Raw genomic sequence first — 15,149 nt, 5'->3', positions numbered from 1 at the left:
CACCGCTTGCTTACTGCACGCAGACCGGGCAGAAGGCGTAGGTGCCTTGCGGATCGTTGAAGCGGGTGAGCGGGTCGAGACTGCGGTTTACTTCCACCAATGCCTTGCCAAATCCAGCCGGCAGCCAGCTTTGCAACTGGGGGGCCAGCACTTGGGCACTGCTGTCAAACAGCTGGCGCAGGAACTTGTCCTTGGTGGACTCCTCCTGCTCGATGGGGGTCACCTGCCACTCTTTGAGGTTGGCCAGTTCGGCTGCTGCCTTGATGGCGTCATCCAGATTGCCGAACTCGTCCACCAGACCCAGGGTCTTGGCATCTTCGCCGGTCCAGACTCGGCCTTCGGCTGCTTTCTCGGCCTCTTCCGGACTCAGGCCGCGGCCCTTGCTGACCAGACCGATGAAGCGCTGGTAGGTATCCTCCACGCTCAGCTGGATTGCCTGACCGATGTGATCCGGCAAGGCGCGGGTCGGGCCGACGCCGACGTAATCTGTGGTGCCGACCCCGTCGGTATGGACACCGAACTGGGCCAACGCCTTGTCGATGGTGGCAAACATGCCGAACACCCCGATGGAGCCGGTGAGAGTGGTGGGGGAGGCGAAGATCTTGTCCGCATCGGCGGAGATCCAGTAGCCACCGGAGGCGGCATAGCTGCCCATGGAGACCACTACCGGTTTGCCAGCCTGTTTCAGAGCCAGCAGCTCGGCGCGGATCTGCTCGGCGGCGAAGGCGCTGCCGCCCGGGCTGTCGACCCGCAGGACCACGGCTTTGACCTTGTCATCGCGGCGGGCATCGGCCAGCAGGTCGGAGAGGCTATCACCGCCTATGGTACCGGCAGGCTGGACGCCATCCATGATGGCGCCGCTTGCGACCACCAGACCCACCTCATCCTTGCCGCTCTGGGGATATTGTTCCGGAATGGCAGCCAGATACTCTTTCAGGCCGACCCCTTTCCAGCCGTGGTCGTCCGCTTCACCCACCTCTTTAATGACCGCCTGGGTCATCTCGTCGCGGGTAGCCAGCTGATCCACCAGCCCGTTGTCGAGGGCGTAGTTGGCGGCATTGCCACCGGCCTTGCGCAGCAGCTCGAGGAAGCGCTCCTTGCCCGGTGCCACGGCATCCGGTTCGATCTCCCGTTGCTCGGCTACGTCAGCCACATAGGATTGCCACAGCTGATCCAGCCAGCGCTGGTTCGCTTCTTTGCTCTCGGGGGACATCTCGTCGCGGGTATAGGGTTCGACGAAGGATTTGTAGGTGCCGACCTTGAACACGTGCGGGGTGATGTTGAGCTTCTCCAGCGCCGACTTGAAGTAGGTCTGGTAGACCCCAAGCCCCTCGATCACCACGGCGCCGCTCTGGTTGAGCAGCACGTGATCGGCGTGGGCAGCCAGCAAGTATTGGCCCTGAGTGTAGAAGTCGGCCATGGCGATCACCGGTTTGCCGCTTTCCCGGAAGGAGTCGATGGCTCTCGCCACCTCCTGCAGTTTGGTGAAGTTGGCTCCCTGCAGCCCTTGCGGCTTGATCACCAGCGCCTTGATGCGCTCGTCATCCTTGGCACTCTTGATGGCCCACAGCAGGTCGGAGAGGACGATCTCGCTCGGCTGCTCGTCGCTGCTGTCCATCTGGCGCAGCAGTTGTACGGTGGGATCTGTCTGGGAGCGTTGCTCCACCAGCACGCCGTTGAGATTGAGGGTTAGCGCCCCTTCGATGGGCGCCTTGGGGGCCTCTTTCTGGCTGACGCTGAAGACGATGACCAGCACTACGATGAGAAACAGCAGATTGACCAGCATCAGCCGGGTGAAATTGAGCAGGCGCCACAGGCTGCGGAACAACCAACCCAGACCTTTGAAAATAGACATAGTCGCGTTATCGCCCTGTTAATGGGTAGAGAAGAGCCATTATTAACCAGTTGCGGGCGAAATTGCCATTTCCGACTGGCGGATCCCGTCTATCTTCGTTCAGGGCACGGCTGTTCGCTGAAAAATTGTCCAAACATTTGTTTGAAAAAGAATTTTCGATTCTTTACTCTAGCCTCAGTTTGATAACAAAAAATTAACTGGAGGCATCGTGAGCCGCTATCCGACCCTGCTGACCCCGCTCGACCTTGGTTTTACCCAGCTGCGCAATCGCGTGTTGATGGGCTCCATGCACACCGGCCTCGAAGAGGAGAAGGGCGGTTTTGACAAGCTGGCCGCCTTTTATGCCGAGCGTGCCCGCGGTGGCGTCGGTCTTATCGTCACCGGCGGCATCGCCCCCAATCTGCGCGGTCGGCTGGTGCCTCACGGCTCCCAGCTGAGCTTTCCCTGGCAGGTGAGCAAGCACAAGAAGGTGACCAGCGCCGTGCATCAGGAGGGGGGCAAGATAGCGCTGCAGATCCTCCATGCCGGTCGTTACGCCTATCATCCGTTCAGTCTGGCGCCGAGCGCCCTCAAGGCCCCCATCTCCCCGTTCAAACCGCGCGCCATGAGCGAGCGGCAGATCCGCGGCACTATTCGCGACTTCGCGGCTACAGCTGCGTTGGCCAAGGCGGCCGGTTATGACGGTGTCGAGGTGATGGGCTCGGAAGGCTATCTCATCAACCAGTTCATCTGCGAGCGTACCAACAAGCGTACCGATGGCTGGGGCGGCAGCAGCGAAAACCGGATGCGCTTCCCGGTGGAGATTGTCCGCGCTATCCGCGAGCGGGTCGGCACCGACTTCATCATTATCTTCCGCCTCTCCATGCTCGATCTGGTGGAACAGGGGTCGACCCTGGAAGAGGTGATTGCCCTTGGCAAAGCGCTGGAAGCGGTGGGGGTGACCCTGATCAACACCGGCATCGGTTGGCACGAAGCGCGTATTCCCACCATCGCCACCAGCGTGCCGCGCGGCGCCTTCAGCTGGGTGACCGCCGAGCTGAAAAAGCATCTCAAGGTGCCGCTTATCACCACCAACCGGATTAACACCCCGGAGGTGGCAGAGCGGATTCTTGCGGGGGGCGAGGCGGATATGGTCTCCATGGCGCGCCCCTTCCTGGCTGATCCCGAATTTGTCATCAAGGCGGCCGAGAACCGGGCGGACGAGATCAACACCTGCATCGCCTGCAATCAAGCTTGCCTTGACCATGTGTTCAAGCAGAAGCGAGCCTCCTGTCTGGTCAATCCTCGCGCCTGTTTCGAGACCGAGCTGACCTTTGGCCGCGTGCCCCAGCCCAAGAAGCTGGCGGTAGTGGGGGCGGGCCCCGCCGGCCTGGCGTTCGCCTGTTACGCCGCCGAGCGCGGTCATCAGGTGAGCCTGTTCGATCAGGCCAGCGAAATCGGCGGCCAGTTCAACTTCGCCAAGCAGATCCCGGGCAAGGAGGAGTTTCACGAGACTCTGCGCTATTTCGCCAAACGGCTGGAGAAGTGCGGCGTAGAGCTCTATCTGGGCCAGCGCCAGAGTGCCGAGAGCCTGCTCGGCGGCGGTTTTGACGAGGTGATCCTCGCTACCGGTATTCGTCCGCGCACTCCCAATATTCCGGGGATCGAGCATCCCAAGGTGATGAGTTATCTCGACGTATTGCGGGATCACAAACCGGTCGGTCAGAAGGTGGCGGTGATCGGCGCTGGTGGCATCGGCTTCGATGTGGCCGAGTATCTGGTAGAGAAGAAAGTGGAGATGGATGCCGATGGGCACCGTGATCACTGGCTCAAGGAGTGGGGCATCGACAAACAGCTTGGCGAGCGCGGTGGCCTCACGGCTCCTGAAATCGACGCCCCCGAGCGCCAGATCTGGCTGCTCCAGCGCAAGGAGAGCAAGGTGGGTGACGGACTTGGCAAGACCACCGGCTGGATCCACCGTACCGTGCTCAAGAACCGCAAGGTGCAGATGCTCTCCGGGGTGCAATATCTGGGGATCGATGACGAGGGCTTGCACATTCAGGTGGGCGAGAGCAAGCAGTGTCTGCCGGTGGAGCAGGTGATAGTCTGCGCCGGGCAGGAGCCCCTTAAAGAGCTGCAGGCCGGGTTGCAGGCGGCAGGCAAGCCGGTGCATATCATCGGCGGAGCCGACGTTGCTGCCGAGCTGGACGCCAAGCGAGCGATCAGACAGGGCGCCGAACTGGCTGCGGTCATCTAGCCAACTGTGCCCTCTTGTCCTTTATAGTGCGATAAACCTCTGAGCCTCAGGGGTTTTCTTCATTCGGTGCTGTGCTAAGGTAGCGCCATCATTGCCCCAGAGAAGGAATTGCCCATGGATGCCCTCACCCTGTTGCTCAACCGCCACTCCTGTGGCCGTCTCGCCGAGCCCGCCCCGAGCGGTGAGGTGCTCGACAATATCCTCAAGGCGGGCCTGCGCGCGCCGGATCACGGCACCCTGACCCCTTGGCAGTTCATTCTGTTTGAAGGGGAGGGGCGTGAGCGGCTGGGCAAGCTGCTGGCCGAGGCGGCCCGTGCCCGTGGCGAAGATGAAGAGAGCATCAAGAAGTGCAGCGAAGCGCCACTGCGGGCGCCCTTGATCGTCGCCGTGGCAACCCGTTATCAGGATCACCCCAAGGTGCCGAAACTGGAGCAGGAGCTCTCAGCCGGGTGTGCCCTGATGGCGATGCAGATGGCGGCGCAGGCGCAGGGCTTCAACGGTATCTGGCGCTCTGGCTGGTTTATCTTCGATGAGCAGATCAACAAAGGATTGGGACTGGCGGCAGAGGATCAGCTGGTGGGTTTCCTCTATCTCGGTACCCCCATGCTGGAAGCACGCAAGCTGCGCGAACTGCCGCTCGATGAGTTTGTTCGCCGTTTCTGACTTTTCGGCCACGTTGTGGTTAAGAGGAGCAAAGCCTCGAGAAATCGGGGCTTTTCTGTTTAACCGTGAATAGTAACCAGAGAAATTGGGGAAAATAAATGGCTCAAAGAGGCTTCGCGCGCCATAGCAGGTAATTATTTAAATAGTGCGATGTACCTCGCAATCCTGTTGTATTTCACTATGTAAAACGTTTGCGTGTTCGCTAATATCTCCCTGCCAGTTTAGAAGGGCACTCCTTCTAATTTTTCTGCGATGAGAGTCGCAATTCCGTAGCACCTTTTAACAGCCCAACGTCTTCGTGACATTGGGCTTTATTTTTTTATGGGGTGTCGGGGTTACTGTGAGCTGATGGTTGCATCATCATACAGCCCGGTTGGCAGCCTTATGTCCTGTTTTTGGCTGGCAGGATCCGGGCCGGGTTGCCGACTACCCGAGCACCGGCCGGTACATCTTTGGTGACTACGGCGCCCACGCCGACGATCGCCTCCCGCCCTATGGTGACGCCGGGCAGCAAGATGGCGCCGCCCCCAATCCAGACCTTGTCTTCAATGGTGACCGGCAGCGCCGTCTCTGTTCCCTGAATCCGTTCGTCGGCCTCCAGTGCATGGGCTGCGGTATAGATCTGCACGTTTGGCCCAATCATCACATGGGCGCCGATGCGAATGGGGGCATTGTCCAGCAGGGTCGCTCCCATATTGATGTAGGAGTCCTTGCCCAGGTGGATGTGGCGGCCATAGGTGCAGTAGAGGGGCGGGCAGATAAAGGCATTTTCTGCCAGTCCGCCAATCAGTTCCGCCAGTAGTGCCCGCTGCTCAGCCTCATCTTCCGCCTGATTGAAACGGCGATAGCGCCGTGCCGCCTCCCGGCGCAACTGGGCCAGCTCGGGTGCCATGCAGTTGTACGGTTGGCTGCTAATCATCTTCTGGTATTCGATCATGAAGGTTGCTTTCCTTTATCTGCCAGGGACTTGGATATTGGCGCCAATACGGCAGAAGTAACGTGGTCATCCACCCGATATGGGCAGAACCAGGTTGGCAGGTCTGCCTTCGGCAAAGGCCAGCACATTCTCGAACGCCACGCGAAAGTAGAGTTCGTAGCTGTTTTACTCCACATAGCCGAGATGAGGTGTCGCCAATACGTTGGGCAGGCGCAGCAGGGGCTCGTTTTGTAGTGTTGCCGGCTCGATGTCAAATACATCGAGCGCGGCCCGTTTTCCAGGATGGGTACTTAGCTCTGCATAGAGGGCGCCCGGCTCGATAAGTTCGGCACGGCTGGTATTGACCAGCAGAGAGTCAACTTTCATGCGGGCCAGATCTGCGCGGGTAACAGCGCCGCGGGTTGTCTCGCTCAGGCGCAGATGCAGCGTTCAGTCCGAAAGGACTTACTTACCTTTAATCTTGCTCGAGTGCTTCGCCGTGCCAGCGGCGGAAGATCAGCGAGGTGTTGATGCCGCCAAAGGCGAAGTTGTTGGACATCAGATACTCGATCTCCAGCTGTCGTCCCTGACCCGTGATGTGGTCGAGGGGCTCGCAGGCAGGGGCCGGGTTGGCCAGATTGAGGGTCGGCGCAAACCAGCCATCGTGCAGCATCTCAAGCGACAGCCAGGCTTCGATGGCGCCACAGGCGCCGAGGGTATGGCCGAAGTAGCTCTTGAGCGAGGAGATGGGAGTCTGCTGACCGAAGATGGCGGCAGTTGCCTGGCTCTCGGCGATATCGCCCCGCTCGGTGGCGGTGCCGTGAGCACTGATATAGCCAATCTGCTCGGGACGCAGCCCGGCCTGATCCAGTGCCATCTGCATGCAGAGCTGCATGGTCTGGCTCTGGGGCTGGGTGACATGGGCCGCATCGCAGTTGGTGGCAAAGCCGACCAGCTCGGCGATGATGTGGGCGCCACGGGCGAGAGCGTGCTCCAGCTCTTCGAGCACCAGAGTGGCAGCTCCTTCGCCGATCACCAGTCCGTCGCGATCCCGGTCAAACGGGCGCGGGGTGAGCTCGGGGGTGTCGTTGAGCTGACTGGTGGCAAACAGGGTATCGAATACCACGGCTTCTGAAGGGCAGAGCTCCTCTGCGCCACCTGCCACCATCACGGTTTGGTAGCCGTGGCGGATTGCTTCGTAGGCGTAGCCGATCCCCTGGCTGCCCGAGGTGCAGGCGCTGGATGTCGGGATGACCCGGCCACGCAGGCCGAAGAAGAGGCCGGTGTTGACCGCCGTCGTGTGCGGCATCATCTGCACATAGGTGGTGGCGGTGATGTTGGCAGTGGTCTTGTCGTTGAGCATGGCGCCAAAGGCGCCGATGGGCGCCGTGCTGCCGGTGGAGGAGCCATAGGCGATACCGGTGCGACCATCGCTCAGCACAGGTTCGTTCAGCAACTTCGCCTGCTCCAGCGCCAGCTCGGAGGCCACGGTCGACATCTCGGAGACTCGTCCCATGGCGCGGATCTTCTTGCGCGGATAGTGGGCCGGCAGGGCAAAGTTGCTGATCGGCGCGGCCAGCCGGGTGTTGAGCCCGTCATAGACACCCCACTCGTGCATGGTGACCACGGCGTTGCGTCCAGCCTGAAGGCGCGGTTTGACGCTGGCCCAGTCGTTGCCAAAGGCGGTCACACCGGCCATGCCGGTGACTACGACCCGTCGATTCATATCAGGCCTCCGTTGATGGAAATTACTTGCCGGGTGACATAGCCGGCGATGTCGGACATGGTAGGAGACCAGTCCGGCCACCTCCTCTGCCTGTCCCATGCGTTTGAGGGGGATCATCTTGAGCGCTTCACCTTCCACTTCTGGGCTGACCATGCCGGTGTCGATAAGGCCGGGCGCCACGCAGTTGACCGTGATCCGACGTTTGGCGAGCTCCAGCGCCAGTGCCTTGGTCGCGCCGATAAGGCCAGCCTTGGAGGCGCTGTAGTTCACTTGCCCACGGTTACCCATGATGCCGGAGACCGAGGAGAGTGTGACGATGCGCCCGCCGCGACGCAGCCCGATCATCGGCATGATGCAGGGCTTGAGCAGGTTGTAGAAACCGTCGAGGTTGGTGTGGATGACATCATCCCACTCGTTGTCGGTGAGTGCCGGGAAGGCGCCGTCACGCACGATGCCGGCATTGCAGACCACGCCGTAGTAAGCGCCGTGCTGCTCGATGTCGGCTTCAAGGCGTGCGCGGCACAGCTCGCGATCGCCGATATCGAACTGGATGAGGCGCCCGCTGCCGCCCTGGGCGGTGATCTCGTCGAGGGTCGCCTGCGCCCCCTGCTGGTCGCTGTGGTAGTGGACAACCACGGTGAAACCGTCGGCCGCCAGCTTGAGGGCGATGGCACGGCCAATTCCCTTGCTGGCGCCGCTAACAAGTACGGTCGAGTTCATTGTTTCTGCTCCAGTAAATCTGTCAGTTGTGCCTCGGTGGGCTGATAGGTGCTCAGGCGGGCTCTGGCACACTCGTGATCCCCAAGCCAGATGCTGCATTCAAAGCTGGCCATTCCGGCATCTTGCAGCAGGCTGCGGGCCTCGATGCGCAGCAGGCTGCCGGCGGCGAAGACGGGCAGTTGGCTCTGGTATTTGCGGGTGCCGAGCAGCATGCCGATCCGCACCGGCTCATGGTGGCTGTACGCCTGCATACCGGCCCAGGCGGCGATGGTTTGCGCCATCAGTTCGATACCACACCAGCCGGGCAGATCGCCGTTGTCATCGAGCAGCAGCGCCTGCCGTGTTCCCACCACCGTTTCGCAGCAGACACTCTGCTCGTCGTGCGCCGTGACGCGCTCGAGCAGCAACATTGGCGCACGATGGGGAAGCAGTTGTTCTATGGGAGGAAAAGTCATGATGCCTCTTTGCCAAAAATCAGGCTGACATTGTTGCCACCAAAGGCAAACGAGTTGGACATGATGATATCGACCGATCCCTGCTCCTGTACAAGGGCGATGGGAGCCAGCGCCGGATCGGCCGTTTCACCCTGCGGTGGCAGCGGTAGGCCCCGCTCGATCAGCAGGCAGCAGAGCGCCGCTTCGGTCGCACCGGCAGCCCCGAGGGTGTGGCCGGTCAGCACCTTGGTCGAGCTGACCGGCACCTTGTTCGGGAAGAGGCGCGCCAGCGCGCGGCTCTCCATCTCGTCGTTGAGACGGGTGGCGGTGCCGTGGGCATTGACGTAGCCGACCTGCTCAGCCTCAAGGCCGGCGCGGGTCAGCGCCATCCGCATCGCCCGCTCGGCCCCTTCCCCTTGCGGGTGGGGGGCCGAGATATGCCAGGCATCCGATGACTCTCCATCCCCCAGCAGGGCAAGCGGAGCGGGCTCCAGGCTCACCAGAAACAGGGCTGCCCCTTCGCCGATGTTGATGCCATCGCGCCCGGCGGCAAACGGCTGGCAGCGCTGTTCGCTCAGGGACTCCAGACTGTCAAAGCCGTTGAGGGTGAGGCCGCACAGGGAGTCGGCACCACCGACCAGCGCCACATCGGCCTGACCGCTGGCCAGCAGTCGGCGGGCGGTAATAAAGGCGCGCGCGCTCGAGGAGCAGGCGGTCGAGATGGTCATCGCCGGCCCTTCAATGCCAAGGTGAGCGGCGAGAAACAGCGACGGCGAGCCGAGCTCCTGCTGCACGTAGTCAAACTGCGGCGGCAGCGCTTCGCCACGCTCGCTCGCCGCAATGGCAGCCTCGGCCTCACCGATGCCGGAGGTGCTGGTGCCGAGCACCAGCGCTACCCGCTGCGATCCGACGCGGGCGATAGCGACGTTCACTTCCTCTTCGATATCGGCCAGCGCAGCGAGCAGCAACCGGTTGTTGCGCGAGTCGTAGGGGGTGAGCGTCACCGCTGGCAACGGATGGCGCACCCGACCAACCGGCGAGATGCGGCCATCGACCAGCGTCCAGCGCTCGCCATCGAGCGGGCTGTCGCCACGGGTGCGCCACGCCTCGAGGGCGGCACTCACCTCATCCTTGCCACGGCCGAGGGCGTTGATGAGGCTGTAGGCGTGAATGTAGAGGGTCATTGCGCCAGATTCTCCAGTTGCAGGCGGTAGCCAAAGCGGTGTTGGGTCAGGCTGACCGGCTCGCGCTGGCCTTGCCAGTGCTGATAGCGGATCTCGGTGACCAGCATGCCTTCAGGGTCGGTGAGGCGGCGAACATCCCCCTCATCGACCAGCTGCCAGCCCGCCGGCAGACGGGATTGCCACTCGGCCAGCGGCCAGTAGCAGAGCATCACGTCGGCCAGTACCTGAGCTGGCGGGGGCAGGGCGTTACCGGGCAGGGGGATCAGCCGCTCGCTGTGAATGCCGCTCTGGTCGTACTGCACCTTGAACAGGCGCGCACCGGTCGGCATCAGCCCGACCAGGGTGATGCCCTGCTGGTCGGCCTCCAGTGCGGTGAGCAGCTGATACTGCTTGCCCTTGACGCTGGCGATCAGCAGTTGTTGGCGGTTTAGCGGTTCGGCGCGCTGGGGCGCCGGCAGCGAGAGGGGAACGCCCGGGGCGATAAACGCCTCTATCCCCTGCTGGCTGCTGCAACCGCTCAGCAGCATCAGCAGCAAGTACCAGTATCTCATCATGACTCCGCAGCTGGCCGCGGGGCCAGCACCATGGGGGATAACAGAAACGCGGTGAAGATCCCGCCGCTCAGCACAATTCCGAAACCGGCGATGGCCGGAGTATTGCTGAGCGCCAGCAGGCCGAAGGCCAGCAGGGTGGTGAGGTGAGCCAGCAGGATGGCGAGCAGGGTCGATTGCTGGCGGGCAGGCTCGCTGCCGCAGTGGGCGAAGAAGAGCCCGTAATCGATGCCGATGCCGAAGATAAGGCTGAGCGCCAGTACGCCAAAGAGGGTCAGCGGCTGGCCGCTGAAGCCAAGCAGCGCCAGTCCCATGGCGATGGCCAGCCCGTTGACCAGCAGGATGCGCAGGGTCAGGCGCCAGCCGATGCGATGCCAGAGCAGCCCCATCACCAGCACCACCGCGACCAGCAGCAGCTCGGCGAGCTTGAGGCGGTAATCGGCAAAGAGCTGGCTCCACTGGCTGCGCTGATCCTGCCAGATCACCCCGTCATGCTCGTCGGCCAGACGGGCCAGTGCGGCGGCATCGTGAATGCCGGCAAGCGGCACCCAAATCCCGACCCTGCCATCGGGCAGGGCGTACCAGAGCAGACTACTTCCTTCGCTGACCGGGCTGGTTAGCCACGCCTCGGGGGTCAGCAGAACCAGGGGGCGAGCGCTGGCATCCACCGGTACACCGGCCGCCTTTAGGGCGGAAATGACACCCGGTTGCAGCGCCATGATGGCCTGATGATCCGCCTGCTGGCGGGCCCTTGAGGGGATCCACTGGCTGATGGCTACAAACTGGTCGAGCACCTTGTGCTGGCGGGCCAACTCAAGCTGGTCTGCCAGCGCTTCGAGGCGGGTGAGGGCCTGCTCGCCATTGCTGCCCACCACCAGATAGCCGGTCATGCCCCCCTGCTGGCCGGTCAGTTGCTGGATCTGGCGCTCCTGCGCCTGCAGCTCGTGGGGCAGGGGTTGCAGCTTCTGGATATCGTCATCCACCGCGAGGCGGCTGATGCCGATGGTGCTGATCACCAGCACCAGTAGCGGCAGCCAGCGGCGCAGGCCGCCCGGGCGTTGCCACGCCTCAATCCAGCGCACCTGCCAGTGGCGTATGGGCAAGGCCCCCTGCGGCAGGTCGCCCAGCCAGTAGGGGAAGAGCAGCAGCACGGTCAGGAAGGCGGCCAGCAAGCCGGCCAGCGCGCAGATGGCGAGCTGCTGCAGCCCCGGGAAGGGGGCGAGCCAGAGCAGGGCATAGCCGATCAGGGTGGTGAGCAGCGCCAGACTCAGCCCCGGCAGCAGGTGGGCGCGGGTCTGCGCCGGTGTCTCGTGGCCATGCAGGCGCCGCTCGCTCAGGAAGTGGATGGCGTAGTCGATGGAGATGCCGATGAGGCTTGAGCTGATCACCAGGGTGAAGACGTGGATCTCGCCAAACACCAGCAGTACGGCGCCGAGCCCCCACAGCATCCCCATCGTCAGCGGTAGCAGGGAGAGCAGTAGGGCGCGCACCGAGCGAAACGCCAGCCAGATGAGTACGATGACCCCGATCAGCGAGCCCAGCCCGATGGTCGAGATATCCTGCTCTGCGAGCGAACTGGCGTGCTGGCTGTAGAAGAGGGTGCCGCGGCGCAGCAGTTCTACGCCCGGATAGTGCTGACGCAACTGCTGCTCGGCGGTTGCCAGCTCGGTGAGGAGCTGGCGGTTGCGCGCCATGTCGAAAGCGGAGAGGTTGATTTCGGCCCGCACCATATACCAGCGACGGCCATCCGGCCCGGTGCTGCTGAGCCAGCCTTTTTCGTCCAGCTGCATCGGACTCTTCTGCTCCAGCACCGCAGCGCGGGTCAGCAGCAGGGGATCTGCCTGCCACTCGGCGCGCGAAACGCCGCCGAAGGGGGAGTAGATCTGCCCCAGCATCCACTGGCTCCACCCCTGTGGGCCACTGGCCAGCCGTGCCCGCGCGCTCGGCGTGAGGTGTTGCCACGCCATCTGCCCCATGTAGCTCTGCCAGGCACCGGCGAGAGCCGGCTGGGCCGCTTTAAGATGATCCAGTGAGTCGATGCCGGTCAGCTGCTTGCTCCACGCGGTCGCGGCAGCTTCGCCATTTTCGCCGGCGGGCAGGCTCACCAGCCACACCAGCTGCCGGTCGAGGTTGGCGAGCAGTCCGGCCCGGATTTCCGGATGCCACTGCTGGTGCTCCTCTTTGGGCAGCAGATCCATCACGCTGGTATTGAAGCGGGCGCGGGGCAGGGCCAGCACCAGGGCAAGGCAGACCGCCACGCAGAGCAGCAGCCACAATCGCCCCAGCAGGCGCCACTGTTTCTCAGTGAGCATCAAAACGGGATTGCTCCTCGGTACTCAGGGGCAGGGTTTTAAGCTGCCAGTCAACAAAGCGGATCTGGGTGACATCCCCCTGTTTGTCATGGATGGCGAGCGAGGCGAGCTCGTGACGCCCCTTGAGCACCAGACTGGCGAAGACCTTGTCGAGGGGCGAGCGGATGGGCTCGAGCGTCAGGGTCCACTCTTCCCCCTCGCTGGCGAGTTTGTGGCGAAAGTAGTTATCCAGCGCCGCTTCGCTCGGGTCGAACAGGGCCAGCATCAGGTTGCTGAACTCCAGCAGTTGCGGGCTGTCGAGGGTCTGGGCCGGTTGACCTGGCAGCTGCTGCACCATGCGCGTCGGCGTGAGAGTCAGCGTCAGGGGAAAGGGTTTTAGCTGCTGCCACCAGAGCCCCTTGCCCTTCACCAGCAGTAGCTCGCCGCTGGAGCGCAGCGCCTGAGTGAGGCCGCTTATCTGGCGCTCCTGCTCGAAGCGGGCGCTGCGGGCATCCGCCGCTGTGAGCTGTTGCTGCACATCGGCCAGGGTGATTGCCAGCGCGGGCCAGGAGAGCAGAGCCAGCAGCAGAAGGGTGAGACGGGCCATCATTCGCTCACCCCCAGCTTGTCGAGCAACACCTGTGGCGAGGCGAGGCACATCTCGCCGCTCTGCTTGCTGACCGCCACCTGCACCGTGTAACCCTTGCTGGTGCGTTTGCCACTCTGCGGGTCATAGAGGAGGTAATCGATCTTGAGGCGGTGCTGGTACTCGACCAGGGTGGCGCGTACCCGTACCGTCTGGCCAAAGCGCAGCGGGGCTATGTACTTCATCCGCACATCGATGACCGGCCACAGATAGCCGGAGGCCTCCATCTGCGGGTAGTTGTAGTCGATGCGATCGAGCAGGGCACAGCGGGCCAGCTCGATGTAGCGCAGGTAGTGGCCGTGCCAGGCGACGGCCATCATGTCCACGTCGTGGAAGGGGACGGTGACATCGACTTCGGCACTCAGCTGCCAGGGCTCAGACATGGGATACCTCGTCATAAATCGGGTAGTGGCGTGCCTGCAGGCGGGCCATCATGGCGCGCAGCTCGGCTTCCAGCGGGCGATCTTCGCAGAGGAAGGGGTGATCGCGGCGTACCGCCTCGACAGTGGCTGCGAGCGCCGGACTGAGGGTGGTCAGGTCATGACCCTGCAGGGCAAGGCGCAGCTCGACTCCCTGCACCGCCGCCAGCAGGCTGGCGCTGGCCACCTGTTCGGTCAGCGTCAGCACCCGCAGCGCATCGCGGGCGGCGATGGTGCCCATGCTCACCTTGTCCTGATTGTGGCACTCGGTCGAGCGCGAGAAGACGCTGGCGGGCATGGTGTGCTTGAGCGCTTCCGCAGTCCAGGCCGAGGCGCCAATCTGCACCGCCTTGAAGCCGTGGTTGATAAAGCGGCGCTCGTCGCTCGCGCCGGAGAGGTTGCTCGGCAGCCCCTGATTGAACTTGCTGTCGACCAGCTGGGCCAGTTGACGGTCGAGCAGATCGGCCAGATTGGCCACCGCCACCTTCATGCTGTCCATCGCCATCGCGATATGGCCGCCGTAGAAGTGACCGCCGTGCATCACATGCTCCCCGTCGCCGTCGATGAGGGGGTTGTCGTTGGCGCTGTTGAGCTCGTTTTCGATAAGCGTGCGCCACCAGGGCAGGCTGTCGGCCACCACGCCAATGACGTGGGGCGCGCAGCGCAGGGAGTAGCGATCCTGCAGCCGGTTGCTGTGGTGCGGCAGCTCGCCGCTCTGCAGATCGGCGCGCAGCCAGGCAGCGATCTGCTGCTGTCCCGGGTGGGGCTTGGCGGCAAACAGGCGCTCGTCAAAGTGGAAGGCGTTGCCCTCCATCGCCACGCTCACCAGCGCGGTGATGCGGGTGCAGAGCCGCATCAGGTAGTCGCAGCGGGAGTAGGCGAGGCAGGCGAGCGCCGTCATCACCGAGGTGCCGTTCATCAGTGCCAGTCCCTCTTTCGGGCGCAGCTGGAGCGGAGTGATGCCGAGCTCGCGATAGAGCTCGGCCGCGCTGGTCAGCTCCCCGTTGCAATAGAGTTCTCGCTCGCCGATGAGTGCTGCCGCCACGTAGGAGAGCGGAGTGAGATCGCCGCTGGCACCGACTGAGCCCTCTTCGGGAATGCGCGGCAACAGGTCTTGCTCCAGCAGCCAGGTAAGCCGCTCGAGCAGGGGCAGGCTGACGCCGGAGACCCCCTGTGCCAGCGAGTTGAGGCGGGTAGCCAGCACGGCGCGGGTGGCAGCCAGACTCAGGTTCTCGCCCATGCCACAGCCGTGAAAGCGGGTCAGGTGCAGAGGCAGGGTATCGACCAGATCGAGTGGTACCGCGCGGGTGACCGAGTCGCCATAGCCCGTGGTGACCCCGTAGATCACCCCTTCCTCGGCGAGCAGCCGGTCAAGATAGTCGGCACCGCGCTGGATGCGGGCCCGGAACTCGGGGGCCGGGTTGAGGCGTGGCGTGGCGCGCCGTTCGGCCAGCGCGACGACCTCTTCGATAGTGAGGGGGCGGGCCCCGAAATGGATCTCGTGCATG

The 15,149-nt window shown here is 63.3% G+C and carries 12 protein-coding genes and 2 pseudogenes; 2 read left to right on the top strand and 12 right to left on the bottom strand.

Features of this window, described 5'->3' with window-relative positions:
* Window positions 1-10: 10 nt before the first annotated feature.
* Complete coding sequence (gene sppA, locus ACTG2B_RS17035; RefSeq protein ID WP_439996485.1) at window positions 11-1,855, bottom strand: signal peptide peptidase SppA; 1,845 nt, start codon at window positions 1,853-1,855, stop codon at window positions 11-13.
* A 208-nt stretch (window positions 1,856-2,063) separates the two neighbouring features.
* Here sppA and ACTG2B_RS17030 point away from each other — a divergent pair, with 208 nt between their 5' ends.
* Window positions 2,064-4,091 (top strand): oxidoreductase, encoded by a 2,028-nt coding sequence (locus ACTG2B_RS17030; protein ID WP_439996484.1) that lies wholly within the window; start codon window positions 2,064-2,066, stop codon window positions 4,089-4,091.
* 114 nt (window positions 4,092-4,205) lie between these two features.
* Entirely contained in the window at window positions 4,206-4,754 is a 549-nt protein-coding gene (locus ACTG2B_RS17025) for an NAD(P)H nitroreductase (RefSeq protein ID WP_201952553.1), read from the top strand.
* Window positions 4,755-5,136: 382 nt separating this feature from the next.
* Here ACTG2B_RS17025 and ACTG2B_RS17020 read toward each other — a convergent pair whose 3' ends face one another.
* The 11 genes and pseudogenes from ACTG2B_RS17020 to ACTG2B_RS16970 form a co-directional block, all read right to left on the bottom strand.
* The gene (locus ACTG2B_RS17020) at window positions 5,137-5,691 is read right to left on the bottom strand and encodes a sugar O-acetyltransferase (RefSeq protein ID WP_439996483.1); all 555 of its coding nucleotides are present in this window, start codon (window positions 5,689-5,691) and stop codon (window positions 5,137-5,139) included.
* Between the two features lie 66 nt (window positions 5,692-5,757).
* Window positions 5,758-6,120, bottom strand: a pseudogene (locus ACTG2B_RS17015) (NAD(P)-dependent oxidoreductase); the annotation flags it as partial.
* 25 nt (window positions 6,121-6,145) lie between these two features.
* On the bottom strand, window positions 6,146-7,396 hold the full coding sequence (locus ACTG2B_RS17010; protein WP_179902437.1) for a beta-ketoacyl-ACP synthase: 1,251 nt from the start codon (window positions 7,394-7,396) through the stop codon (window positions 6,146-6,148).
* A pseudogene (locus ACTG2B_RS17005) lies at window positions 7,393-8,116 on the bottom strand (3-ketoacyl-ACP reductase FabG2). Before ACTG2B_RS17005 ends, ACTG2B_RS17010 begins: the two are co-directional and overlap by 4 nt.
* Window positions 8,113-8,571: a hotdog family protein gene (locus ACTG2B_RS17000; RefSeq protein ID WP_267529692.1), complete on the bottom strand. Its 459-nt coding sequence runs from the start codon at window positions 8,569-8,571 to the stop codon at window positions 8,113-8,115. The pseudogene ACTG2B_RS17005 and the gene ACTG2B_RS17000 overlap by 4 nt, the downstream one beginning before the upstream one ends.
* Window positions 8,568-9,734, bottom strand: coding sequence for a beta-ketoacyl-[acyl-carrier-protein] synthase family protein (locus ACTG2B_RS16995; RefSeq protein WP_115544388.1), 1,167 nt, complete (start codon window positions 9,732-9,734; stop codon window positions 8,568-8,570). The genes ACTG2B_RS17000 and ACTG2B_RS16995 overlap by 4 nt, the downstream gene beginning before the upstream one ends.
* Window positions 9,731-10,285 carry a DUF3261 domain-containing protein gene (locus ACTG2B_RS16990; RefSeq protein ID WP_115522832.1) on the bottom strand — a complete coding sequence of 185 codons (555 nt, stop codon included), beginning with the start codon at window positions 10,283-10,285 and terminating at the stop codon, window positions 9,731-9,733. Before ACTG2B_RS16990 ends, ACTG2B_RS16995 begins: the two co-directional genes overlap by 4 nt.
* Window positions 10,285-12,600: an MMPL family transporter gene (locus tag ACTG2B_RS16985; RefSeq protein WP_439996482.1), complete on the bottom strand. Its 2,316-nt coding sequence runs from the start codon at window positions 12,598-12,600 to the stop codon at window positions 10,285-10,287. The genes ACTG2B_RS16990 and ACTG2B_RS16985 overlap by 1 nt, the downstream gene beginning before the upstream one ends.
* Window positions 12,587-13,183 carry an outer membrane lipoprotein carrier protein LolA gene (locus ACTG2B_RS16980; RefSeq protein WP_439996954.1) on the bottom strand — a complete coding sequence of 199 codons (597 nt, stop codon included), beginning with the start codon at window positions 13,181-13,183 and terminating at the stop codon, window positions 12,587-12,589. The genes ACTG2B_RS16985 and ACTG2B_RS16980 overlap by 14 nt, the downstream gene beginning before the upstream one ends.
* Window positions 13,183-13,605, bottom strand: a complete 423-nt coding sequence (locus tag ACTG2B_RS16975) for an acyl-CoA thioesterase (protein ID WP_376869627.1) — start codon at window positions 13,603-13,605, stop codon at window positions 13,183-13,185. Before ACTG2B_RS16975 ends, ACTG2B_RS16980 begins: the two co-directional genes overlap by 1 nt.
* A complete protein-coding gene (locus ACTG2B_RS16970) occupies window positions 13,598-15,148 on the bottom strand; it encodes an HAL/PAL/TAL family ammonia-lyase (RefSeq protein ID WP_439996481.1) in 1,551 nt (516 codons plus the stop codon). Before ACTG2B_RS16970 ends, ACTG2B_RS16975 begins: the two co-directional genes overlap by 8 nt.
* Between the last annotated feature and the right edge of the window lies 1 nt (window position 15,149).

The sequence above is a fragment of the Aeromonas sp. 30P genome (assembly GCF_051919805.1).
GTDB classification, from domain to species: domain Bacteria; phylum Pseudomonadota; class Gammaproteobacteria; order Enterobacterales; family Aeromonadaceae; genus Aeromonas; species Aeromonas veronii.
This window is presented reverse-complemented; position numbering and strand designations above follow the sequence as displayed.

Bases quoted from the DNA above. Each gene is read 5' to 3' on its own strand.
- sppA (WP_439996485.1), bottom strand. From the start codon at position 1,855: ATGTCTATTTTCAAAGGTCTGGGTTGGTTGTTCCGCAGCCTGTGGCGC.
- ACTG2B_RS17010 (WP_179902437.1), bottom strand. From the start codon at position 7,396: ATGAATCGACGGGTCGTAGTCACCGGCATGGCCGGTGTGACCGCCTTT.
- ACTG2B_RS16980 (WP_439996954.1), bottom strand. From the start codon at position 13,183: ATGGCCCGTCTCACCCTTCTGCTGCTGGCTCTGCTCTCCTGGCCCGCG.
- ACTG2B_RS16990 (WP_115522832.1), bottom strand. From the start codon at position 10,285: ATGAGATACTGGTACTTGCTGCTGATGCTGCTGAGCGGTTGCAGCAGC.
- ACTG2B_RS16995 (WP_115544388.1), bottom strand. From the start codon at position 9,734: ATGACCCTCTACATTCACGCCTACAGCCTCATCAACGCCCTCGGCCGT.
- ACTG2B_RS17025 (WP_201952553.1), top strand. From the start codon at position 4,206: ATGGATGCCCTCACCCTGTTGCTCAACCGCCACTCCTGTGGCCGTCTC.
- ACTG2B_RS16970 (WP_439996481.1), bottom strand. From the start codon at position 15,148: ATGCACGAGATCCATTTCGGGGCCCGCCCCCTCACTATCGAAGAGGTC.
- ACTG2B_RS16975 (WP_376869627.1), bottom strand. From the start codon at position 13,605: ATGTCTGAGCCCTGGCAGCTGAGTGCCGAAGTCGATGTCACCGTCCCC.
- ACTG2B_RS17000 (WP_267529692.1), bottom strand. From the start codon at position 8,571: ATGACTTTTCCTCCCATAGAACAACTGCTTCCCCATCGTGCGCCAATG.
- ACTG2B_RS17020 (WP_439996483.1), bottom strand. From the start codon at position 5,691: ATGATCGAATACCAGAAGATGATTAGCAGCCAACCGTACAACTGCATG.